The 21,387-nt window shown below is 62.9% G+C and carries 21 protein-coding genes; 6 read left to right on the forward strand and 15 right to left on the reverse strand.

The genetic code is table 11. From position 1 onward, the window contains the following. Window positions 1-110 precede the first annotated feature (110 nt). Complete coding sequence (locus tag ACLBKR_RS04955) at window positions 111-731, forward strand: TIGR00730 family Rossman fold protein (RefSeq protein WP_113453617.1); 621 nt, start codon at window positions 111-113, stop codon at window positions 729-731. A gap of 12 nt (window positions 732-743) precedes the next feature. Here ACLBKR_RS04955 and rarD read toward each other — a convergent pair whose 3' ends face one another. Next, window positions 744-1,652 carry an EamA family transporter RarD gene (rarD, locus tag ACLBKR_RS04960; protein WP_113338639.1) on the reverse strand — a complete coding sequence of 303 codons (909 nt, stop codon included), beginning with the start codon at window positions 1,650-1,652 and terminating at the stop codon, window positions 744-746. Between the two features lie 159 nt (window positions 1,653-1,811). Between rarD and ACLBKR_RS04965 the strand changes: the two genes are divergently transcribed. Further along, window positions 1,812-2,726, forward strand: coding sequence for a methyltransferase domain-containing protein (locus ACLBKR_RS04965; RefSeq protein WP_113456973.1), 915 nt, complete (start codon window positions 1,812-1,814; stop codon window positions 2,724-2,726). Between the two features lie 21 nt (window positions 2,727-2,747). Here the strand turns inward: ACLBKR_RS04965 and ACLBKR_RS04970 are convergent, their stop codons facing one another. Then, complete coding sequence (locus ACLBKR_RS04970) at window positions 2,748-3,653, reverse strand: LysR family transcriptional regulator (RefSeq protein ID WP_113486645.1); 906 nt, start codon at window positions 3,651-3,653, stop codon at window positions 2,748-2,750. A gap of 101 nt (window positions 3,654-3,754) precedes the next feature. On the opposite strand from ACLBKR_RS04970, the gene ACLBKR_RS04975 reads away from it, so the two are divergent. Together ACLBKR_RS04975 and ACLBKR_RS04980 are read left to right on the forward strand one after the other, a co-directional pair. Beyond that, window positions 3,755-4,930, forward strand: a complete 1,176-nt coding sequence (locus tag ACLBKR_RS04975; RefSeq protein WP_113448803.1) for an MFS transporter — start codon at window positions 3,755-3,757, stop codon at window positions 4,928-4,930. A 56-nt stretch (window positions 4,931-4,986) separates the two neighbouring features. Next, window positions 4,987-6,021, forward strand: a complete 1,035-nt coding sequence (locus ACLBKR_RS04980; protein WP_414900855.1) for an aldo/keto reductase — start codon at window positions 4,987-4,989, stop codon at window positions 6,019-6,021. Window positions 6,022-6,045: 24 nt separating this feature from the next. Here ACLBKR_RS04980 and cimA read toward each other — a convergent pair whose 3' ends face one another. The 7 genes from cimA to ACLBKR_RS05015 form a co-directional block, all read right to left on the reverse strand. After that, entirely contained in the window at window positions 6,046-7,662 is a 1,617-nt protein-coding gene (gene cimA, locus ACLBKR_RS04985; protein ID WP_113448801.1) for a citramalate synthase, read from the reverse strand. Window positions 7,663-7,735: 73 nt separating this feature from the next. Further along, window positions 7,736-8,695 carry a prolyl aminopeptidase gene (pip, locus tag ACLBKR_RS04990; RefSeq protein ID WP_112827346.1) on the reverse strand — a complete coding sequence of 320 codons (960 nt, stop codon included), beginning with the start codon at window positions 8,693-8,695 and terminating at the stop codon, window positions 7,736-7,738. Between the two features lie 3 nt (window positions 8,696-8,698). Further along, window positions 8,699-9,163: a GFA family protein gene (locus ACLBKR_RS04995; protein ID WP_113448800.1), complete on the reverse strand. Its 465-nt coding sequence runs from the start codon at window positions 9,161-9,163 to the stop codon at window positions 8,699-8,701. A 125-nt stretch (window positions 9,164-9,288) separates the two neighbouring features. After that, window positions 9,289-9,783 carry a GFA family protein gene (locus ACLBKR_RS05000; RefSeq protein WP_113448799.1) on the reverse strand — a complete coding sequence of 165 codons (495 nt, stop codon included), beginning with the start codon at window positions 9,781-9,783 and terminating at the stop codon, window positions 9,289-9,291. Between the two features lie 4 nt (window positions 9,784-9,787). Then, on the reverse strand, window positions 9,788-10,183 hold the full coding sequence (locus ACLBKR_RS05005) for a VOC family protein (RefSeq protein WP_414900858.1): 396 nt from the start codon (window positions 10,181-10,183) through the stop codon (window positions 9,788-9,790). Further along, complete coding sequence (gene cysS, locus ACLBKR_RS05010; protein WP_113448798.1) at window positions 10,180-11,667, reverse strand: cysteine--tRNA ligase; 1,488 nt, start codon at window positions 11,665-11,667, stop codon at window positions 10,180-10,182. The genes ACLBKR_RS05005 and cysS overlap by 4 nt, the downstream gene beginning before the upstream one ends. Window positions 11,668-11,881: 214 nt before the next feature. After that, window positions 11,882-12,283 carry a hypothetical protein gene (locus ACLBKR_RS05015; protein ID WP_113448797.1) on the reverse strand — a complete coding sequence of 134 codons (402 nt, stop codon included), beginning with the start codon at window positions 12,281-12,283 and terminating at the stop codon, window positions 11,882-11,884. Between the two features lie 360 nt (window positions 12,284-12,643). Between ACLBKR_RS05015 and ACLBKR_RS05020 the strand changes: the two genes are divergently transcribed. Next, window positions 12,644-13,846: a GGDEF domain-containing protein gene (locus tag ACLBKR_RS05020; RefSeq protein WP_414900861.1), complete on the forward strand. Its 1,203-nt coding sequence runs from the start codon at window positions 12,644-12,646 to the stop codon at window positions 13,844-13,846. Window positions 13,847-13,946: 100 nt separating this feature from the next. Then, the gene (locus tag ACLBKR_RS05025) at window positions 13,947-14,699 is read left to right on the forward strand and encodes a GH25 family lysozyme (protein WP_414900863.1); all 753 of its coding nucleotides are present in this window, start codon (window positions 13,947-13,949) and stop codon (window positions 14,697-14,699) included. Window positions 14,700-14,701: 2 nt separating this feature from the next. On the opposite strand, the gene ACLBKR_RS05030 is transcribed toward ACLBKR_RS05025, so the two are convergent. The 6 genes from ACLBKR_RS05030 to alr form a co-directional block, all read right to left on the reverse strand. Continuing rightward, the gene (locus ACLBKR_RS05030; RefSeq protein ID WP_113338650.1) at window positions 14,702-15,589 is read right to left on the reverse strand and encodes a DMT family transporter; all 888 of its coding nucleotides are present in this window, start codon (window positions 15,587-15,589) and stop codon (window positions 14,702-14,704) included. Window positions 15,590-15,640: 51 nt separating this feature from the next. Beyond that, complete coding sequence (locus tag ACLBKR_RS05035; RefSeq protein WP_112827337.1) at window positions 15,641-16,381, reverse strand: SDR family NAD(P)-dependent oxidoreductase; 741 nt, start codon at window positions 16,379-16,381, stop codon at window positions 15,641-15,643. A gap of 27 nt (window positions 16,382-16,408) precedes the next feature. Further along, window positions 16,409-17,899: an amidophosphoribosyltransferase gene (gene purF, locus ACLBKR_RS05040; protein ID WP_112827336.1), complete on the reverse strand. Its 1,491-nt coding sequence runs from the start codon at window positions 17,897-17,899 to the stop codon at window positions 16,409-16,411. A 125-nt stretch (window positions 17,900-18,024) separates the two neighbouring features. Further along, the gene (locus ACLBKR_RS05045; protein WP_112827335.1) at window positions 18,025-18,627 is read right to left on the reverse strand and encodes a CvpA family protein; all 603 of its coding nucleotides are present in this window, start codon (window positions 18,625-18,627) and stop codon (window positions 18,025-18,027) included. A gap of 90 nt (window positions 18,628-18,717) precedes the next feature. Beyond that, window positions 18,718-20,121, reverse strand: coding sequence for a DNA repair protein RadA (radA, locus tag ACLBKR_RS05050; protein ID WP_112827334.1), 1,404 nt, complete (start codon window positions 20,119-20,121; stop codon window positions 18,718-18,720). A gap of 98 nt (window positions 20,122-20,219) precedes the next feature. Beyond that, window positions 20,220-21,383: an alanine racemase gene (alr, locus tag ACLBKR_RS05055; RefSeq protein WP_113338822.1), complete on the reverse strand. Its 1,164-nt coding sequence runs from the start codon at window positions 21,381-21,383 to the stop codon at window positions 20,220-20,222. Between the last annotated feature and the right edge of the window lie 4 nt (window positions 21,384-21,387).

Below are 21,387 nucleotides of genomic sequence, written 5' to 3' on the forward strand. Positions count from 1 at the left end.
TAGCCTCATCTGACCGTTTTCACAAGCGTTCTCAAGGGATTCCGGGTTTCAGCGCACTGCTTTCCGTCTATTTTGTTGACCTCGCGGCATCGGCATAGTTTTTTGAGCTTATGGCCGAAAACAATTTTCCGATTCGATCCGTCTGCGTCTATTGCGGCTCCCAGCCCGGGCGCGACCCCGCTTACATCGCTGCGGGCCGTGAACTCGGTCGCTCGATCGCCGTTCACGGACTGCGCCTCGTCTATGGCGGGGGCACGAAAGGCATCATGGGCGCGGTTGCAAGCGGCGTGCTTTCCAACGGCGGAAAGGTCACCGGCATCATACCGGAATTCCTGGTCGACATGGAGGCCACCCGCCATTCCCTCGGCCAGCTCGACGATCTGATTGTCACGCCGGACATGCATGCACGCAAGCATGCCATGTTCGAGCGCGCCGATGCATTCGTAACGCTCCCCGGCGGCATCGGTACGCTGGAGGAGATCGTGGAAATCATGACCTGGGCGCAGCTCGGTCGTCACGAGAAGCCGATGGTCTTCGTCAACGTCAACGGTTTCTGGGATCCCATGCTGGAGCTCATCCGTCACATGCGCGATCAGGGCTTCATTCACACTGCCCATCGCGTCCAGCCGCTGGTCGTCGCGAATGTCGAGGACGTCGTGCCGACAATCCTCGACAGGCTCGAGGCCGCCGGCAATGCCGACGGAGCCCAGGAGGTCATCTCGAAGCTCTGATCCGCGGGCGCGTCAGCGCCGGCGATAGTCCCGGATCATCGGCAGCGAATAAAGCACGAGCGCCACCCAGATCAGCGGGAAGGCTATCGCGCGTGCGGTGCCGAGCGGTTCCTTGAAGAGGAAGACGGCAATCAGGAAAATCATCGTCGGCGCGATGTACTGCATGATGCCGATGGTCGAGAGCCTGAGGAGCTTGGCGCCGTTCGCATAGATGATGAGTGGGCAGGCCGTCACCACGCCGCTCGAAAGCAGCAGCAGGGTATCGGTTGAACTGGTCGCGAAGAAGTGGCTCTGGCCGGAAAGGCCGAGATAGCCGATATAGGCGAGCGAAGGAATGCTGAGCAGCAGCACTTCCAGCAGAAAGCCCTGATTGGGTCCGATCGGCAGGGTTTTGCGGAAGAAAGCATAGAAGCCCCAGGTCACGGTGAGCCCCAGCGAGACCCAGGGCAGTGTCCCTGCCTCTACTGTCAGGATCGTAACGGCAATGGCGACGAGCGCAATGGCGGCGATCTGGGCCGGCTTGAGCTTTTCCTTGAGCAGAACGGCTCCGAGGAAGATGGAAAACAGCGGATTGATGAAATAGCCGAGCGCCGTGTCCAGTGCGCGTCCGGCGCCGATGGCCCAGACATAGAGGCCCCAGTTGATGCTGATGAGTGTCGCGGTCAGCGCCGCCATCAGCATGATGCGGGGGGATCGCAGCGCGATCTTGAGATCGTCCGTCCGTCTAAGAACGAGCAGTACGGCCGCCGCAATCGGAACGGACCAGATCACCCGGTGCGCGATCACTTCGGTCGGGGGGATGTGCGCGACCGCCTTCATGAAGAGCGGCAGGAAGCCCCATATGACATAGGCTGTCAGCGCAAACGCAAAGCCGCGCGCGCTGTCTTCGTTCTTGATTGCCGGAGCAACGGGGTCCGCCATGGTATTTCCGCCCTAATCTTCGTTTTTGTTGGATGCGGTTACCTGAAGCCTCGCGAATGGACAAATTCATTCCGGTGAACGATGGCTGATTGCATCTGAACGACGCATACGGCAGGTTGTATCGTTGCGGGCGTAGCAAGCATTTTTGGGAGACGGATCATGCTGCGGGGGTCGACCGAGGAGCAACGGCACCAGTTCGCCGTTCGAATGCTGGAAAAGGCCGGGGTCCCGCCCGATCCTGCGCTGCTTGCCGCATTCGGCGCGGTCCGCCGGGAGGATTTCGTCGGTCCGCCGCCCTGGCTGCTGTCGAGCCATGGCGGCTATCGCAGGGCGCCGTCCGAGGGAGTCGATTGTCTTTACGACGATGTGCTCGTCGCCCTTGATGCGCTGCGCGGGGTCAACAACGGCAGCCCTTCGCTGCATGCCCTTGGCATCCACGCGCTTTCGCCGAAGCCGGGCGAGCGGGTCTGTCATATCGGCGCCGGGACCGGATACTACAGCGCGATCCTTGCCGAGATGGTCGGTGCCGGCGGGCATGTGACGGCGGTGGAGTATGACGCCGGACTTGCCGCCCGCGCCGAGGCGTGCCTGGCCGGACGGGCGAATGTCGAGGTTGTCAGAGGCAACGGGCTGGAATGGCCGCAGGACGACGTCGATATCGTCTACGTCAATTTCGCCGTCGACCAGCCCGCAGGTCCGTGGGTCGATCGGCTGGAGCCCGGCGGACGTCTGCTCTTTCCCCTCGGTGTTCCGATTTTCGAGGAACGCGGCATGAGGCCGATCTATTCCGCCATGGCGGGCTATCTTCTCGTGCAGCGAGAGGAGCATGGATATGCCGCACGTTTCATCGAAAGCGTGTCGTTCGTCTGGGCGGAGGGAGCGCAGTTTTCGGACTGGGCCAGCCATGCGCGCCTGCGGACGGCCTTCGCGGACAACTGGCGCGCCGTGCGCAGCTTGCGGTGGAAACAGCCGGAACAGCCGGACGAATGGTATTCCGAGGACGATTGGGGTCTTTCGACCCACCCGCCCGGTAGGATTGCCGATCCGGAGGTTCCAGGCGAGTTCCCCTCGTAACCCCGCCGGAAACCGGGCGTTTCAGTCAACTCGGCCATGCTCCGACAGAAAATCCAGCATGACCCGGATGCGTGCCGGCAGATGGCCGCCCTGGCCGACATAGACTGCATGAAAGGCCTCGCTGCGCCGGGTCCGCGGGTCGTCGAGCACCTGCACCAGACGGCCGGCGGCAATGTCCTCGCGCACCGTGAAGGCCGCAAGCCGTGCAAGGCCGGTGCCGCCGATGGCCAGGTGCCGGATAGCTTCGCCATCGCTGGCGCTGACGCGTCCGGCAACCGGAACGGAGACGATCCCGTCGCCCTGTGGAACTTCCCAGTCCGAGAAGGCCCTGACATAGCCGAAGCCCAGCCGGCAATGATGTTCCAGATCGTTAGCCGTAACAGGAGTTCCGTGGCGTGCCAGATAGTCCGGGGACGCGACGATCATCAGTCGAGTGTCACCGAGTTTGCGGGCAACGAGGCTGGAGCTGGTCATCGGGCCGGCGCGCACCGCGATATCCGCCCGCTCGGCCAGAAGATCGACCACGAGGTCCGTCTGCACGATTTCCACGGAAATGCCGGGATAGTCGCAAAGGAAGCGTGAGAGAATGGGGGCGAGTACATGCGTGCCATAGGCCGCACTCGTATTGATACGGATCAGCCCGCGCGGATTGTCGAGCGAAGCGGCACTTCGCTCGGCCTCGTCGATATCCGCGAGAATGCGCACGCAGCGCTCGTAGAAGGCCTGTCCTTCCGGCGTCAGCAGCAGTTTGCGGGTCGACCGGTTGACGAGCCGCGCACCGAGCCTGCTTTCGAGCCGTGCAACAAGCTTGCTGACCGCCGATGGCGTCATTCGGCAGGCGCGGGCGGCTGCGGAAAATCCACCACGCTCCACCACCTGCACGAAGACTTCCATCTCTCCGGACCTGTTGATGTCCTGTCGGCCCATATGTGACTTCAACTCACAGATATTGTTCTTGAAGGCAGACTATTTCATCGAACTTCGCTTGTCTATCTGAAGGGCTCGCTGGCTTCAGAAAGGACGATCCAATGCCTCTTGCCCTTTATGCACTGACAGCCGGAGCCTTCGGCATCGGCGTCACCGAATTTGTCATCATGGGACTGCTGATCGACGTCAGTCGCGATCTCGGCATTTCCATTGCGACCGCCGGCCTGCTGATTTCCGGCTATGCGCTCGGCGTCGTTGTCGGTGCGCCGGTTCTGACGGCCTTTTCCGGCCGGTTGAAGCCCCGCACCACGCTGCTGATGCTCATGGTGATCTTCACCATCGGCAACATCGCCTGTGCGCTCGCCCCGAGCTTCGAGGCGCTGATGGTCGCCCGTCTGGTGACGGCCCTTGCTCACGGCACCTTCTTCGGCGTCGGCTCCGTCGTTGCGACCGGGTTGGTTCCGGAGGATCGCCGGGCCTCGGCCATCGCCGTCATGTTCACCGGCCTGACGGTTGCCAATATCGCCGGCGTTCCGTTCGGAACCTGGCTCGGACAGGAATATGGCTGGCGCATGACTTTCTGGGCCGTCGCCGTCGTCGGCGTCATCGCGGTCGCGGTCCTCGCCATCTTCCTACCGAAGGAAGACGCTGCGGAAAACAAGCCAGAGGAAGCGGGCTCGCTCTCGGTGCTCTTCAGCGAGCCGGTGGTGACCAGCCTTGCCATGACGGTGCTCGGTTTTGCCGCGGTCTTCGCCGTCTTCACCTTCATCGCTCCGATGCTGACACAGGTGAGCGGCTTCGGCGAAGCGGCGGTTTCGCCGATCCTGCTGCTCTTCGGCGGCGGGCTGATCGTCGGCAACCTGCTCGGAGGTCGTCTGGCGGACCGTAATCTCGACCGTGCGCTTCTCATATCGCTTGGCGCCCTCGGTGTCGTCCTGATCGCCATGGAGTTCCTGATGGGCATCCGGCCGGTTGCAGCCGTCATGGTCGGCCTGCTCGGGGCGGCGGGCTTCGCAACGGTCGCGCCGCTTCAGCTCCGTATCCTGCAAAAGGCCGAGGGCATGGGGCAGGCGCTCGCCTCCAGCCTCAACATCGCCGCCTTCAACCTCGGCAACGCCATCGGCGCCTGGGTCGGTGGGCTCTCGATCGACAACGGTCCGGGCCTAGCCCATCTGCCGCTCGTCGCCGCCGTCTTTCCGGTTGCCGCCGTGTTGCTCGCCGTCTTCGCCATGCGCCGGGAGGCAAGGCGGCCGGCTGCGGAACCGGCCCGCGCCTGAGCCGACGCATGCCCTCTCTTCTCGTTTCCACTGTTCCACAAGGAAAGGATAGTCAAATGGAATATCGTCGTCTGGGAGCGTCCGGTCTCCGCGTTCCCGTCCTGAGCTTCGGCTGCGGTACCTTCGGCGGCTCCGGCCCGCTGTTCGGCGCCTGGGGCAATTCCGATGCCGCCGAGGCCCGCCGTCTGGTGGATATCTGCCTCGAGGCGGGTGTGAACCTCTTCGATACCGCGGACGTCTATTCCGCCGGTGCATCGGAGGAAGTGCTCGGTCAGGCGATCAAGGGGCGTCGCGGCGAGGTGCTGATTTCCACCAAGGCAGGCCTGCCGATGGGAGATGGCCCGGCCGACTGGGGAACGTCTTCCGCCCGCCTGACGGCCAGCGTCGATGGCGCTCTCCAGCGGCTCGGCACCGACTACATCGACCTCCTGCAGCTTCACGCCTTCGATGCCTCGACGCCGGTCGAGGAGGTGCTGTCGACGCTCGACCGTCTCGTGAATGCAGGCAAGGTCCGCTATCTCGGCGTCTCCAACTTTGCCGGCTGGCAGATCATGAAGTCGCTTGCTGTCGCCGACCGTCACGGCTGGCCGCGCTACGTGGCGAACCAGGTCTATTATTCGCTGGTCGGCCGCGATTACGAATGGGACCTGATGCCGCTCGGCCTCGATCAGGGCCTGGGCGCCATGGTGTGGAGCCCGCTCGGCTGGGGCCGTCTCACCGGCAAGATCCGCCGCGGCGCACCTCTCCCGGAAAAGAGCCGACTCCACGAAACCGCGGCCTTCGGCCCGCCGGTGGACGACGAACGGCTCTATCGTGTCATCGATGCGCTCGACGCAATTGCAGGAGAAACGGGCAAGACAGTGCCGCAGATCGCGCTGAACTGGCTTCTGTCGCGCCCGACCGTTTCATCGGTCATCATTGGCGCTCGAAACGAGGAACAGTTGCGCCAGAACCTTGGCGCGGTCGGCTGGAGCCTGACGGCCGATCAGATCGCCGCCCTTGATGCGGCAAGCGCCACTGACGCTTCCTATCCGCATTTCCCCTACTACCGGCAGGAGGGCTTTGCCCGCCTCAACCCGCCGGCCGTTTGACGCGCATGGTGCGGTCGCCGCCGATCACTCGGCGGCGATCTTGCCTGCGAGCTGCCGGTTCTTCATCAGCTTGTAGACGACCGAATCCATCAGCGCCTGGAACGAGGCATCGATGATGTTTTCGGAAACGCCGACCGTCCACCAGCGCACGCCGGTATTATCGGTGGATTCGATCAGGACGCGGGTGATAGCCTCGGTGCCGCCGTTGAGGATACGCACCTTGAAGTCGACCAGTTCGAGATCATCGATCTCGGTCTGATACTTGCCGAGGTCCTTGCGCAGCGCAAGGTCCAGCGCGTTGACCGGGCCGTCGCCTTCGGCCACCGACATCACCCTGACACCATCGATGACAAGTTTTACCACCGCCTCGGAAACGGTCTTCAGATGGCCGTTGGCGTCGAAGCGCCGTTCGACCATCACCCGGAAGCCTTCGACCGAAAAGAAGCTAGGCACTGTGCCGAGCGTACGGCGGGCCAGAAGCTCGAAACTCGCGTCGGCCCCTTCATAGGCATAGCCGGAGGCTTCCCGCTCCTTGACGATGGAAATGAGCTGGTCGAGCTTCGGGTCGTCCTTTCCCACGGCGATGCCGCGACGCTTCAGCTCGTTGATGAAATTGGCCTTGCCGCCCTGGTCCGACACCATGACCTTGCGGAAATTGCCGATGCTCTGCGGTTCGACATGCTCGTAGGTCTTCGGGTCCTTAAGCAGGGCGGAGGCATGGATGCCTGCCTTGGTGGCGAAGGCGGACGCGCCGACATAGGGCGCCTGATGATCCGGTGAGCGGTTGAGCAATTCGTCGAAGGCGTGCGAGAGACGGGTCAGCTCGACCAGCTTTTCCGTATCGATCGCGGTGGTGAAGCGCGACGCATAGGTATCCTTCAGACAGAGCGTCGGGATGATCGTAACCAGATTGGCGTTGCCGCAGCGTTCGCCGATGCCGTTCAGCGTTCCCTGGATCTGCCGCACGCCGGCCTCGACGGCGGCAAGCGAATTGGCGACCGCCTGTCCGGTGTCGTTATGGGCATGGATGCCGAGCGAGGAGCCGGGCACGCCGGCCGCGATGACGGCGGCGACGATCTCGCGGATCTCGGGCGGCTGCGTTCCGCCATTGGTGTCGCACAGCACCACCCAGCGCGCGCCAGCATCATAGGCGGTGCGGGCGCAGGCAAGCGCATATTGCGGATTGGCCTTGTAGCCGTCGAAAAAATGCTCGCAATCGACCATCGCCGTCTTGCCGGCCCCGATGGCTGCCTCGACGCTCTCGCGGATCGCATCGAGATTTTCCTCGTTGGTGCAGCCGAGCGCCACCTTGACGTGATAGTCCCAGCTCTTGGCGACGAAGCAGATCGCGTCGGCCTTCGCCTGCAGAAGCTGCGAGATGCCCGGATCGTTGGAGACAGAGACGCCGGCGCGCTTGGTCATGCCGAAAGCGACGAAGCCGGCTCGCTCCGTGCGCTTTTTCGTGAAGAAGGCGGTATCGGTCGGATTGGCACCGGGATAGCCGCCCTCGACGTAATCGAGCCCGAACGCGTCCAGCATGGCCGCAATCGCAATCTTGTCCTCGACCGAAAAGTCGATGCCCGGCGTCTGCTGGCCATCGCGCAATGTCGTGTCGAAGAGATGGATTTTCTCGCGTGTCATGTGTTCGCCTCCCCGGGCGGTCGTCGGTCTATTTCCCCCTCTGGTCGGCAGGCCAGAGGGGGTATTCCTTTGTTCAATCTTTCCCGGCAAACCTGTCGGTTGCGCGGATGAGCTGGTCGAGAATGCCGGGTTCCAGAAAGGCATGGCCGGCGCCTTCGATCAGATGGAAGTCCGCCTTCGGCCAGGCCTTGTGAAGCTGCCAGGCATATTTGGCCGGACAGGGCATGTCGTAACGTCCATGGACGATGACGCCGGGAATATCCTGAAGCTTGTGCGCATCGCGCAGCAACTGGCCTTCCTCCAGCCAGCCGCCATGGACGAAGAAGTGGTTCTCGATGCGCGCAAACGCGATCGCATAGTCGTCCTCGCCGAAATGGGCGGCATATTCGGGGTTCGGCAGGAGCGTGATGGTCGCGCCCTCCCATGTGCTCCAGGCGATCGCACATTCGAGCTGCTTCTTGCGGTCGCCGCCGGTGAGGTATTTGCGGTAGGCGCCCATCATGTCGTGACGTTCGGCTTCCGGGATCGGCGCCTGGAACATCTCCCACCGGTCCGGAAACATTTCCGATACGCCGAACTGGTAGTACCAGAGGAGTTCGGGCCTCGTCAGCGTGTAGATGCCGCGCAACACCAGTTCGGAGACCCGGTCCGGATGGGTTTCCGCATAGGCAAGCCCCAGCGTCGAGCCCCAGGAGCCACCGAACACCAGCCACTTGTCGACGCCGACCATCTCGCGCAGGCGCTCGATATCGGCCACCAGATGCCATGTGGTGTTGGCTTCCAGCGAAGCATGCGGGGTGGACTTTCCGCAGCCGCGCTGGTCGAACAGCAGCAGGTCGTAGACTGCCGGATCGAACAGGCGGCGCTGGGTCGGGCTCGATCCTCCCCCCGGGCCGCCATGCAGGAAGACAGCGGGCTTGCCGCCCTTGGTTCCGACGCGCTCCCAATAGAGGGTGTGGCCGTCGCCGACGTCGAGAAAGCCGGTCTCGTAGGGTTCGATTTCGGGGTAGAAGCCGCGCAATTGGCTGGTCATCGATCAATCCTCTTCCGGCGGCCAGACCGCCGTATCATGGTCGGGATGCTGGTTTGAAACCACGGATGCGAAGAAGGCCTCCATCTCAGGCGTTTTCACGGCGGGCTTCTCGAAAAGGTGATCGATCCACGGCAGGCGCTTGTCATGATTGACCTGTACCTGCGGTTCCAGCAGTTCGGGATGATCGAAGGCGCCGATGGCCAACTCGATTCCCTCTCCCGCATGGTAGGAAAGTGGGGTGCCGCACTTGGGGCAGAAGCCGCGCTTCACCTTGGCCGACGAGCGGAACAGGGTGGGCTGGCCGCGTGTCCATGTCAGATGCGCATGGTCGGCCGTCACCAGAGCGCCGAAAAAGCCGCCGAATGCCTTCTGGCACATGCGGCAATGGCAGATCGACGGTCGTCCGAGCTTTTCAGCCCGAAACCGCACCGCGCCGCACTGGCATCCACCGGTAAATACGCCTTCCATGTTCTTCTCCTAGCGCAAGGCCACATAGGCGACGACGCCGATGGTGATGACGGCAACGAGGACGCCCTTGCCGATGAGGCCGTAGAGCAGCCATTTCGGCATCTGGGTATTGGGGTTCTTCTCGCTCACCGCATCTCCTCCCGCGGCCAGCCGCCGTCGGTGTCGTGGTCGGGATGCTGGTAGGAAACGACATCCAGCACGAAGGGCGCTGATTCCGCATCCTCTTCGGTGCGGTGTCCCGGCAGTTCGTGCAGATGGTCGACGAAGCCGATCTTGCCTTCCGTTCCGAACTGAACCGTGGGCGGCAAAAGCGATGGATCGTCGAAGGCGCCGGCCGCGACCGCTATGCCGTCGGGTGCCTCGTAGGTCAGCGGCGTGCCGCAGTTCTCGCAGAAGCCGCGCAGCGCAAAGTTGGAAGAGCGGAACCGCTTCGGCTCGCCTCGGGTCCATTCGAGCTTCGCCCCACGGGTGGAAACGAGCGGCGCGTAATAGGCACCGAAGGCCTTCTGGCACATCCGGCAATGACAGATCGAGGAATCGGTGAGCACCCCCGTGACGCGGAAGCGCACCGCGCCACACTGACAGCCTCCGGTATAGGTTGGTTCTAATGCGGCGCTCATGGTTTCACTCCGGCTTCTGGCAGACGGCTTCGAGATTGTGCCCTTCCGGGTCGATCACGAAGGCGGCGTAGTAGTTGGGATGGTAATGCTCGCGGATGCCGGGCTTGCCGTTGTCCTGCCCACCGGCAGCCATCGCAGCCGCGTAGAAGGCGTCGACCTCGGCGCGGGTCTCGGCTTTCAGTGCCATATGCAGGGGAGGTGTGGTCTTCTCTGTGCCGACCAGCCAGAGGAACGGCTTGTGGCCGCCGAAACCCGCCATGTCGGCATAGCCGGTCATTTCCTTGGTCACCTGCATGACGACAGACATGCCGAGCGGCGCGCAGGCCTTTTCATAGAAGGCCCGCATGGCCTTGAGGTCCGCCACATGCACGGACATGTGGTCCATCGTGCGTTCGCTCACCGCTTGACCTCCCAGGTGGTGACCCGCTCGCCGGTCTCCCTGTTCTTGCCATCCTTGAGCTGGATACCTCGGGCGGAGAGGTCGTCACGGATCTTGTCGGCTTCCGCGAAGTTCTTCGCCTTCAGCATTTCAAGCCGCATCTGGACGAGCGCCTCGACGGCGGCGGAAAGATCGTCGCTGACTTCTTGTGGTGCTGATCCATAAAAATCCGAGAATGCACTTAAATCGTTGAAGCCGAGCAGAGCTAGGTTCGCTGCAAGTTCATACTGACTTTCGAGAAATTCATTAGGGTCTTCTGGAACGTCAGTATATCTATGAAGCAATGCAATCGCGGCTGATACATTAAGGTCGTTTTTCAGTGCCTCAACAAATGCAGGTGATGGTGGCACCTCCTGAGTCGCCGCTAGGTAATTGCCATTCGTCGTCAGCAGGCCGCCAAATTTATTCAGCAGGCGTTCGGCTTCCTCCAGCCGCTTGACGGAAAAGTCGATCGGCTCGCGGTAATGGGTCATCAGCATGGCGAGCCTGAGCACTTCCCCCGGCCACTTGCGGCCGCCGAATTTTTCGGTTGCCAGCAGTTCGTGGATGGTGACGAAATTGCCTTCCGACTTCGACATCTTGCGGCCTTCGACCTGCACGAAGCCGTTATGCATCCACACATTCGCCATGACATGGGTGCCATGGGCGCAACGCGACTGGGCGATCTCGTTTTCATGATGGGGGAAGATCAGGTCCAGCCCGCCGCCGTGAATGTCGAACACGTCGCCGAGATAACGGCCGGACATGGCCGAGCATTCGATATGCCAGCCGGGACGGCCGTAGATCGCAACCTTGCCGCCGTCGATGGTGAAATCGGCCGGCCAGCCGGGCTCCGTCGCAGCCGACGCCTTCCAGAGAACGAAATCGGCCGGGTTCTTCTTGTGGACCTCGACGGCGACGCGCGCGCCGGCCTGCTGATCCTCGAGCTTGCGCTTGGAAAGCTGGCCGTAATCCACCATCGATGTGGTCGAGAACAACACTTCCTGCCCCTCGGAACCGGTCGCGACATAGGCGTGTCCCTTGTCGAGGAGCTTCTGGATGATCTCGATCATCTGCGCGATATTGTCGGTCGCGCGCGGCTCGACATCGGGTGGCAGGCAGCCAAGGGCTGCCACGTCGGCGTGGAACTGGTCCTCGGTCTTTTCCGTGACGGCGCGGATCGCCTCGTTCAGCGGCAGGTTCGGATAGTCGCGCAGCGCCCGCGCATTGATCTTGTCGTCGACGTCGGTGATGTTGCGGACATAGGTCACCTTCTCCGCGCCGTAGATGTGGCGCAGCAGCCGGTAGAGTACGTCGAAGACGATGACCGGTCGGGCATTGCCGATGTGGGCGTAGTCATAGACGGTGGGGCCGCAGACATACATGCGGACATTGTTCCGATCGATCGGTACGAAATCGATCTTCTCGCGTGTCAGCGTGTTATAAAGCTTGAGGCCTGCGGCCATGTCTGTCTCCCGAAATGCAATTGCCCGGCTGGACCGGGGCGTTTGTCATCTGGGACTTGAACAGGAGACGAAAACGGCCGGGCCAGCGTTTGCGCTAGCGAATAATAGTCCCGCAAATAATGCAGATGCTCGTTTTCATGCGCGGTGTTATGGCGCGGCTCAGGCGCAAGGTCAAGTGCTCGTGATTGACGTTCGCGAGCGTCCCTGACGTCCGTCAGGGATAGACATAGGTGTAGAGCGCGCACATGGTTTCGTCGCTCGTAGGAGCGTCCGGCGTCTCGAACACGGCGACTATGGTGACATCGTCGTCGAGCCACGAGGCGAGATAGGTGACGGGACTTTCTCCGCACAGCCGGTTGCCGTTGAGGAGCTTCGGATTTTCCCGCCCCTTGACGCTGTAGACCGAAGCCGGAACCTTCTTGCCGTCGACGATGAAGTTGTCGGCGATCAGCTCATCGAACACCAGTTTCCTGCCGTTTTCAAAAACGATTTCATGGTCGTCGAAGCTGATGTCGCCGGTGATCGACGTCGCGGTCGTGCTGAGCGCCGTAAGGTCGTCGGCAAGCGTTGGGCTCGCGGCAAGCAACAGGGTGATGGCATAGGCGAGGGCTTTCATTCGAAATATCTTCCGGGTTCGACAGTGACGCGCGACGCTAGCCAGATGTTCGGGTGAAGGAAAGGCACGGACCGTTGCCGAAGAGGGGAAATCCGGAGGAAAGCCGGACCAATTTTGGCATCAAGGCATGCAGACAGGAGGACTGCGGCGCGGCTTCCCGACTCCGGAAGGAGAGGCACTTGGCCGCCCGGCGACGGCGAGGGCGTGAGAGGCTCCGTCCGCGGTGCCGTCGGCGTAAGGGTTTCTCAATGAGCCGTCTTGTAGGATGACGCTACAAGGTCTCTTTGAGCGGACACTTATTTCAGCATGAACCATTTCCTGCATCTTCCGACCATCATGGTGATCCATGGGTGTTCGACGTTGATCTCGGCATTGCTGGTCGGAAACCTTTGGCGTCAGCGCTGGAGCAGCGTGCTGCTCGGCATCCTGACCTTCGCGGCCGCTATCGGTTTTCTCGGGACGGTCGCACATGCCATGCGTCCAATCGTGCCGTTCTGGATTTCCGCCGGGTTCGCGCCGGGCGCCGGCGCACTGGCACTGGGTCTGTTCTGGCAGGCTATCGCGGTGTTCGAAGGAAAGCGCCCCAACTACGTCCGGGCCGCGGCCGGGACGGTGATCTGGGTGGTGCTGTATCTGACGCCGATCTTCCATGCCTCGATGACGTTCCGCACAGCGGCCGCCGCTCTCATCCTGGGTACCTATTCGGTGCTCGGCGGGCGCGAGATCTGGCTTGGCATGCAACGCGAACCGCTACCGTCCCGCAAGCTGGCCGCCGGGGTGCATTGCGCCCGCGGCGGCGTTTGGTACTCGATGCTCGTAGGCTCGTTGTTGCTCGAACCGCCCTACAAGGCGCCGGGTCACTATGCCGACTGGTTCGTGTTGGCATCCCTGCTGCAGACTCTGCTTGTCATGCTGTCGATCATTACCCTGCTGATCCTCGCGCTGGAGCGCGACGAGGGTGCAAGCCGCCGTGTCGCGGAACGCGATCCGCTCACCAATCTGCGCAATCGCCGTTCCTTCGTCGAACATGCCGAGACATTGCTGAAGCTTGAGAGCAATCCTTCGGCGCTGCTGCTCTTCGACATCGATCATTTCAAGCAGATCAACGACACCCACGGCCATGCCGCCGGCGACAAGGTGCTGATGGAATTTGCCGCCATGCTGGAAGGGCGGATGCAAGCCGATTGGCTTCTGGCCCGCATCGGCGGCGAGGAGTTCGCCTGCCTCATCCCGAACGTCGGGACCAGCGATGCGGCCGACATCGCCGAGGCCATGCGCCGGGCCGTCGAATGCCTGCACACGACGATCGACGGAAGGTTCGTTCCAGTTGCCGTCAGCATCGGGGTGGCCGCGACCGACGAGATGGCATCGAGTCTCGATCCCTTGCTCGCGGCAGCCGACCTCGCGCTCTATCAGGCGAAGGCCGATGGCCGAAATGCCGTGCGTATCCATCGGCCGGGCGAGTCCTTGCGTGACCTGCTCACGCAGGACCAGGCGACACCCGTTGCCGCGAATGAGGCGGGCCCCTCCGGGCGCTCGTCGCGGGCCACAAGAAGTAGCTGAACACGGGGCTGGTTCCCCCGGTGGCGGACGTCTTCTCTGCTTGGCGGTCCGGCGCTAAGATCCGGTGCCGGTCATGGGAAAGCCAGGGGGGAGCGCGGCTATGCGCGGTGCGGTCAAGGCAACCATCGTCGGTTCGGTGACATTGGCCGCTGCATGTGCGGCTCTTATTCTCTATAGATCGGAAATGGCTCCCTTCCGTTCTCCATCGCTTGAAGACTTTCCGATCCAGGGCATCGATGTCAGCCATCACCAGGGCGACATCGATTGGCCAAGGGTCGGGGCGCAGCCGAATGTGCGCTTCGCCATCATCAAGGCGACCGAGGGCGGCGATTTCAGAGACAAGAAATTCGCCGAGAACTGGCGGCGGGCAGGGGAGGCCGGTCTTGTGCGCGGCGCTTACCACTTCTTCACCTTCTGCCGACCGGGGCGGGATCAGGCCCAGAACGTCATCGCCACGGTTCCGAGGGAGGAAGGGACGCTGCCGCTCGCGGTCGACATCGAGTTCCATGGAAATTGCGACAAGGTGCCGACGGTCGACGAACTGGCGGGCGAACTGAACGCCTTCATGGATGGGATCAGGGGTACGTTCCCGCAAAAGCCGATCTTCTATGTGACGCAGGACTTCCACGACCGCTATCTGAAGGGCAACGAGCCGCTTTTTCCCGAGCATTATCTCTGGCTCCGAAGCATTTCCCGGGAACCGGAGCAGGAAGGTTGCAAAGAATGGTCCATCTGGCAGTTCGCCGATAACGGCATCCTCGACGGCATAGAGGGTCCGGTGGACCTCAACGTCCTATGCCCTTCGGAAGCAGGATTTTCCCGTCTCTTTGCGCCTGCTGTCGCGACGAACTGAGATCAGTTCGCAACCTGGGCCTTGGGTTTCAACGGCAGCAGGCCGAGCACCAGCGAGCAGCCGGCGATGATGACCGCTGCGCCCACAAGCTGCATCGCCGTTAGCTGTTCGCCGAGCGCCAGCGCGCCGACCAGAACGGCGACGATGGTCACGACGAATTCGACGCTGATGGCGCGCGTGGCGCCGATGCGGCTAACAAGGTTGAAATACGTGACATAGGTCAGGGAGCTCATGACCCCGGCCAGCATGACGAGATAAAGGTAGTCGATCGGCTCCGGCGAGACGGGAACCGGCACGAAGTAGATGAGCGGCAGGGTCATAAGTCCGCCCCACAGGAACGAGCCGATTGTGGTTTCCCACGCGCCGGTGGCGCGCAGGTGCCGGCTGGCGTAATTGCTGCCGAAGGCCGCCGAAAAGGTGGAAAACAGCATGCCGACGCAGCCGAGCAGGAAGGAAGCGTCGACAGGGGCCGCCGGGAAGCCGACCAGCATGACGATGCCGACCGTGCCGAGCAGCAGTCCGAGGACGCGCGGCGGCGTGATGCGCTCGATGCCCCAGAGCTGCCCGATAATCATCGAGAAGAGCGGAATGGTGGCAACGAAGATCGCGGCCATGGCGGTGCCGATCAGCGGCGTCGAATAGGAAAGGCCGATCAGCTGTCCTGCGACGGTGGTGGCGCCGATGACGAGGAAGGGCAGCCATCCGACGCTGAAATCGAGTTTTCGCCCGCGGAGCCGGGCGGCGGCAAGCAGGATGAGACCGGCAAGAAAACAGCGGAACGTCACCGCACCGATCCAGCCGAAGGCATGGACGACCTTCAACAGCAGCAGGAAGGAGAGGCCCCAGGCAATCGCGAGGAAACTATAGGCTGCGATGTCTCTGGGTTGCATGGGAAACTCTGCAAGGCGGTTGGAACGGCCGCCGGATCGCCCTCGTTGGGGTCACTCCGGCAGGCGGTAGTCGACGATCCTGTTCTCGCGAACGATGAAAAGCTTGCCTGTTTCCGTCTGGTCCGGTCCGCAAAGCGGCAGGAGCTTCGCGGCGACCTCGGAGGGATGCGGCAGCGTTTCCGGATCTTCGCCCGGCACTGCCTGGGCGCGCATGGCGGTTCGGGTGGCGCCCGGGTCGATGGAGAGGATGCGGAGCGGCAGGCGCTGGGTCTCCGCAGCCCAGGTGCGGGCAAGCGCCTCGACGGCTGCCTTTGAGGCCGAGTAAGCCCCCCAGAACGGGCGGCACTTGTGGGCGGCGCCCGAGGAGAGGATCAGTGCGCGGCCGGCATCGGACCTGGTGATGAGCGGTGCCACCGACCGGATGAGACGCCAGGTCGCGGTGACGTTGATGTTCATCACCTTTTCGAACACCTTGGCCTCGACGTGGTCGATCGGCGAGATGACGCCGAGCACGCCTGCGTTGGCGACGAGAATGTCGAGCTTGCCCCAGCGCTCGTGGATCGAGGCGCCGAGCGCGTCGATTGCATTCATGTCGGCGAGGTCGAAGGGAACAAGCGTTGCCGAGCCGCCGGCGGCCTTGATCGCATCGTCGAGCTCTTCCAGCCCGCCGACGGTCCGCGCGCAGGCGACGACATGAGCGCCGGCCTTTGCCAGTTCGAGCGCGGTAAAGTAGCCGATGCCGCGCGAGGCGCCGGTGACGAGCGCGATACGGCCCTTCAGGTCAACTGTCATGATCTGCCTGTCTCTTGTCTCTGGCGTTCAGCCGTTGCTGGCAAGCATCGAAAGCTTGTTACCCATCGCTTCGCCGTTCTTGTCGAGAAGGCGCGTCGGATAGTCGCCGGTGAAATAATGATCGGTGAACTGCGGCCGGGCCGCGTTGCGATCTTCGCCGCCGACGGCGCGGTAGAGGCCGTTGATCGACAAGAAGGCAAGCGAATCGGCGCCGATATATTTCGCCATGGCTTCGACATCCGCATACTGGTTTGCCAGAAGCTTGTCCGCATCGGGCGTGTCGATACCGTAGAAATCGGGATAGAAGATCATCGGCGAGGCGACCCGCAGATGCACTTCCTTCGCGCCGGCTTCGCGGATCATCTGCACGATCTTGAGCGAGGTCGTGCCGCGCACGATGCTGTCGTCCACCAGGATCACGCGCTTGCCTTCGATCATCGCGCGGTTCGCCGAATGCTTCAGCTTGACGCCGAAGGCGCGGATCTGCTGGGTCGGCTCGATGAAGGTGCGGCCCACGTAATGGTTGCGGATGATGCCGTATTCGAAGGGGATGCCGCTTTGCTGGGCATAGCCGAGCGCCGCAGGCGTGCCGCCATCCGGAACCGGAACGACCACGTCGCCCTCGACAAGGGATTCCTTGGCGAGGTTGATGCCCATGTTCTTGCGTGTCGTATAGACGTTGCGTCCGCCGACGACCGAATCCGGCCGAGCGAAGTAGACATATTCGAACAGGCAGAGCCGCTCCGGCTGGGGCTTGCTCGGCTTGCGGGCGTCGACGGTGATCGAGCCGTCCGGCTGGATCTCGCAGATGATGACTTCGCCGTTTTCGACATCGCGGATGAACTTGGCGCCGATGATGTCCAGCGCACAGGTTTCCGAGCAGAAGATCGGCTTGCCGTCGAGCTCGCCCATGACCAGCGGACGGATGCCGATCGGGTCACGGGCGGCGATGAGCTTGGTGCGCGTCATCGCCAGCATGGAATAGCCGCCCTCCATCTGCCTGATGGCGTCGATGAAGCGGTCCGACGTGGAGGAGTGGCGCGAGCGGGCGATCAGGTGGAGCACGACTTCCGTATCCGAAGTCGACTGACAGATGGCGCCGGTGGCGATGATCTGGCGGCGCAGCGTCAGGCCGTTGGTGAAATTGCCGTTATGGGCAACGGCGATGCCGCCTTCCTCCAGCTCGGCGAACAGCGGCTGCACGTTGCGCATGGCAACTTCGCCGGTGGTCGAGTAGCGCGTATGGCCGATGGATATGCTGCCGGGCAGTCGCGCCAGCGTCGCCGGATTGGTGTAGTGGTCGCCGACGAGGCCCATATGGCGTTCCTGATGGAAGCGCTTGCCGTCGAAGGAAACGATGCCGGCTGCCTCCTGACCGCGATGCTGAAGCGCGTGCAGGCCGAGCGCGGTCAGTGTCGCTGCGTCGGGATGGCCCAGAATGCCGAACACCCCGCACTCTTCATGCAGGGTGTCGTCGTCGAGACCGAATGCGAAATCGGATTGGGTGGACTGGATCATCGAAGCTCGCCTTTGCTCGCATGGGACAGCTGCAATCTGGAATGCGTTACCACGGCGGCACCGGTCTGTCCCGATCCGGCTGCCTCCGTCATGCGAATTCTTGCGCGGCCGATGGCCGCGCCGTGTCAGTTGCTGGTTGCGGGTGCCGGTGCGTCTTCGGCGGGTGCCTGTTCGCCCGGAACCTGCTCTGCCGGCGGTTCGCCAGCCGGCTCTTCCTTGCCGAGGATGCGGGCGCGGATCTGCGGCTCGATATCCTCCGGCAATACTGCCTCAAGTTTTCCGACGAGGCCATCCAGGAACGGCTTCGTCTTGGCATTGTTGACCCAGTCGGGCCGGTGCTTGACGTCGATCAGCCAGTTCCAGAACGCCACGGCGACGACCAAAAGCAGAATACCGCGTGCGGCGCCGAACAGGAAGCCGAGCGTGCGGTCAAGCGCGCCGATCCGGCTGTCGATGATGAAGTCGGCGATCCGGGTCGTGATGAAGGAAATCACGATCAGCGCGATGAGGAAGATCGCACCGGCCGAACCCGCAATCGCGATACGGTCGTCGCTGGTGTAGTTCTTAATGTACGGCACCAGGATCGGATAGAGATAGTAGGCCGCGGCAACCGCGCCAGCCCAGCTTGCGATCGAGAGCACTTCGCGTGAAAAACCGCGCACCATGGCGAGCACGGCGGAAAACAGAACGACGCCGATGACAATACCGTCGAAAATCGTAATGGGCATAAATACCAACTCCAAGAGTTGCAGGCGGAGCCTGCATCAAGTCACCGTCACCACCGTCTTCGGCGCGCAGGGCATGTCTGCCCAATTCCGTCACTCGCCGTCCTGTTCCTGGCGGGCCTTCAGCCGGGAACCGGCGATCCGCGCCACGAGATCCGGCAGGCTTTCCACCTCTTTCCACTTTCCCGCCGCGCCTTTCGGCAGTTCCGACGAGGCCGCGGGCAGAACAGCGGTCGAGAAGCCGAGCTTTTCCGCTTCTTTCAGTCGCTGAGCCGTATGCGCAACCGGCCTGACGGCACCCGACAGGCTGACTTCGCCGAAATAGACGCAATCGGCCGGAAGGGCAAGACCGGCCAGCGAGGAAACCAGTGCCGAGGCGATCGCCATGTCCGCGGCAGGCTCTGAGATGCGGTATCCGCCGGCAATATTCAAGTAGACGTCGTGCTGTCCGAGGCGAACGCCGCAATGGGCCTCCAGCACGGCGAGGATCATGGCAAGCCGCGAACTGTCCCAACCGACCACCGCGCGGCGCGGCGTGCCGAGCGTCGTCGGGGCGACGAGCGCCTGCACCTCGACCAGCACGGGGCGGGTACCCTCCATGCCGGCGAAGACCGCCGCACCCGGAGCCTTCTCGTTGCGTTCGCCGAGGAAGAGTTCGGAAGGGTTGGCGACTTCGCGCAGCCCCTTGTCGGACATTTCGAACACGCCGATCTCATCGGTCGGTCCGAAGCGGTTCTTCACCGTGCGCAGGATGCGGTAGTGATGGCCGCGATCGCCTTCGAAGTAGAGCACGGCATCGACCATGTGCTCGACGACGCGGGGACCGGCGATCTGGCCGTCCTTGGTGACATGGCCGACCAGCACCATGGTCGCGCCCGTCTGCTTGGCGAAGCGGATCATCGCCTGCACGCCGGTCCTGACCTGCGTGACCGTGCCGGGTGCCGATTCGGCCGTATCGCTCCACAGCGTCTGGATGGAGTCGATGATGACGAGGTCGGGGCGCTTGCCCTCTGAAATCGTTGCGAGAATATCCTCGACATTGGTCTCCGCGGCAAGCAGCACATCCGTCTGCGCCGCGTTGAGGCGCTGTGCGCGAAGCCGGACCTGGGCGACAGCTTCCTCACCCGAAACATAGATGACGCGGTGGCCCTTGCGGGAGAGGGCGGCCGCCGCCTGCATGAGCAGCGTCGACTTGCCGATGCCCGGATCGCCGCCGATCAGCACGGCCGAACCGCGCACGAAACCGCCGCCGGTGGCCCGGTCGAGCTCGCCCATGCCGGTCGGAATGCGTGGCGCTTCCTCGATCTCGCCGGAAAGCGAGGTGAGTGTCACCGGGCGGCCCTTCTTCGGTACCTTGCCGGGACCCGCCCCGATGCCGCCCATCGGGTCTTCCTCGACAATGGTGTTCCATTCGCCGCAGCCGTCGCACTTGCCGGCCCAGCGGCTGTGGACGGTTCCGCAGTTCTGGCAGATGAATTGAGTTCTGGCCTTCGCCATCAGGAGGCTTCCCGCGTTTCGTTCCGAGGGAACAAAAAGTGAATATCTGTTCTCCAGTTAGGCCAAACTGCAGGAAGATACAAGTCTTCAGACTGTGGTCAGTCTGTTTCGTTATAGTGACGCTCGTAACGCAGTCCGACGGAGGTCAGAAGCTCGTAACCGATCGTGCCGGCTGCCCGCGCCACCTCGTCGAGCGGCATGTTGGGGCCGAAGAGCTCGATATAATCGCCGACGGCAATCGTGTTGGCGGGAACGTCCGTCACGTCGAAGATGGTGATGTCCATGGTCACGCGGCCGGCGACCGGGACCTTGTGGCCCGCGATGAAGCCGCAGGCTCCGGCAATGCCGGTCTGGCGCAGCGCGACGCCGCTGCCGGAGGCGGAGCGCTGATAGCCGTCCGCATAACCGGCGGCGGCGATGGCAAGGCGGCTGTCGCGGGCAAGCTTCAGGCTTGCGCCATAGCTCACGCACTCGCCTGCCTTGGCCTCGCGGATCTGCAGGATTCGCGCTTCCGCCTTGACTGTCGGGCGCATCGGGTTGGGCGCGCCGTTCACGGCCTCGCCGCCATAGACGGCAATGCCCGGACGGGTGAGGTCGAAATGATATTCGGGGCCTAGAAAGATTCCAGCAGAAGCTGAAAGACTTGAATCGATGCCTTCGAAAGCCGCGCTAACCCGCCGGAATGATTCAAGCTGCTGGCGGTTCATCGGCGAGGTGGGATTGTCTGCGCAGGCAAGATGGCTCAGCACCAGCACCGGCGAAAAGCTGGCCGGCCGGGATACATCGTCGGCCAGCGCCAAGGCATCCTCGACCGACAGGCCGAGACGGTTGAAGCCCGTGTCTACATGCAGCGCGCAAGGGTGGTCGCCATGTTCCGCCACGGCGGACATCCAGAAGGCGAGCTGTTCTTCCGATGCGAGAACCGGCACGAGATCGTAGTCGAAGAAGAAATGCTCGGAGCCGGGCCAGATGCCGGATAGCACGAAGATCCGGGCTTCAGGCGCATAGGGCCTGAGCGTCGCACCCTCGGCGGGCACCGCCACGAAGAAATCGCGGGCGCCGGCATGATAAAGGGTACGGCCGACATCCTCGATGCCGAGCCCGTAGGCGTCTGCCTTGACCACGGCGGCAGCGCGCGCCCTGCCGGATCGCTTCGCCATGTCGCGCCAGTTGCTCGCGACGGCGTTAAGGTCGACGGTCAGGCGCGTGGCCGCGGCGAGAAACTCGTCGGAGGCTTCGGAGAAGTCAAAGGCATCGGTCATTTTG

The sequence above is a fragment of the Paenirhizobium cremeum genome (assembly GCF_047553425.1).
In the GTDB taxonomy this organism is placed as follows: Bacteria; Pseudomonadota; Alphaproteobacteria; order Rhizobiales; family Rhizobiaceae; genus Allorhizobium; species Allorhizobium cremeum.

Bases quoted from the DNA above. Each gene is read 5' to 3' on its own strand.
- cysS (WP_113448798.1), bottom strand. From the start codon at position 11,667: ATGGCCGCAGGCCTCAAGCTTTATAACACGCTGACACGCGAGAAGATC.
- ACLBKR_RS04980 (WP_414900855.1), top strand. From the start codon at position 4,987: ATGGAATATCGTCGTCTGGGAGCGTCCGGTCTCCGCGTTCCCGTCCTG.
- ACLBKR_RS04955 (WP_113453617.1), top strand. From the start codon at position 111: ATGGCCGAAAACAATTTTCCGATTCGATCCGTCTGCGTCTATTGCGGC.
- ACLBKR_RS04995 (WP_113448800.1), bottom strand. From the start codon at position 9,163: ATGGAAGGCGTATTTACCGGTGGATGCCAGTGCGGCGCGGTGCGGTTT.
- ACLBKR_RS04965 (WP_113456973.1), top strand. From the start codon at position 1,812: ATGCTGCGGGGGTCGACCGAGGAGCAACGGCACCAGTTCGCCGTTCGA.
- ACLBKR_RS05045 (WP_112827335.1), bottom strand. From the start codon at position 18,627: ATGCCCATTACGATTTTCGACGGTATTGTCATCGGCGTCGTTCTGTTT.
- ACLBKR_RS05000 (WP_113448799.1), bottom strand. From the start codon at position 9,783: ATGAGCGCCGCATTAGAACCAACCTATACCGGAGGCTGTCAGTGTGGC.
- ACLBKR_RS04970 (WP_113486645.1), bottom strand. From the start codon at position 3,653: ATGGGCCGACAGGACATCAACAGGTCCGGAGAGATGGAAGTCTTCGTG.
- purF (WP_112827336.1), bottom strand. From the start codon at position 17,899: ATGATCCAGTCCACCCAATCCGATTTCGCATTCGGTCTCGACGACGAC.
- alr (WP_113338822.1), bottom strand. From the start codon at position 21,383: ATGACCGATGCCTTTGACTTCTCCGAAGCCTCCGACGAGTTTCTCGCC.
- ACLBKR_RS05030 (WP_113338650.1), bottom strand. From the start codon at position 15,589: ATGCAACCCAGAGACATCGCAGCCTATAGTTTCCTCGCGATTGCCTGG.
- radA (WP_112827334.1), bottom strand. From the start codon at position 20,121: ATGGCGAAGGCCAGAACTCAATTCATCTGCCAGAACTGCGGAACCGTC.
- ACLBKR_RS05025 (WP_414900863.1), top strand. From the start codon at position 13,947: ATGCGCGGTGCGGTCAAGGCAACCATCGTCGGTTCGGTGACATTGGCC.
- ACLBKR_RS05015 (WP_113448797.1), bottom strand. From the start codon at position 12,283: ATGAAAGCCCTCGCCTATGCCATCACCCTGTTGCTTGCCGCGAGCCCA.
- cimA (WP_113448801.1), bottom strand. From the start codon at position 7,662: ATGACACGCGAGAAAATCCATCTCTTCGACACGACATTGCGCGATGGC.
- pip (WP_112827346.1), bottom strand. From the start codon at position 8,695: ATGACCAGCCAATTGCGCGGCTTCTACCCCGAAATCGAACCCTACGAG.
- ACLBKR_RS05035 (WP_112827337.1), bottom strand. From the start codon at position 16,381: ATGACAGTTGACCTGAAGGGCCGTATCGCGCTCGTCACCGGCGCCTCG.
- ACLBKR_RS04975 (WP_113448803.1), top strand. From the start codon at position 3,755: ATGCCTCTTGCCCTTTATGCACTGACAGCCGGAGCCTTCGGCATCGGC.
- rarD (WP_113338639.1), bottom strand. From the start codon at position 1,652: ATGGCGGACCCCGTTGCTCCGGCAATCAAGAACGAAGACAGCGCGCGC.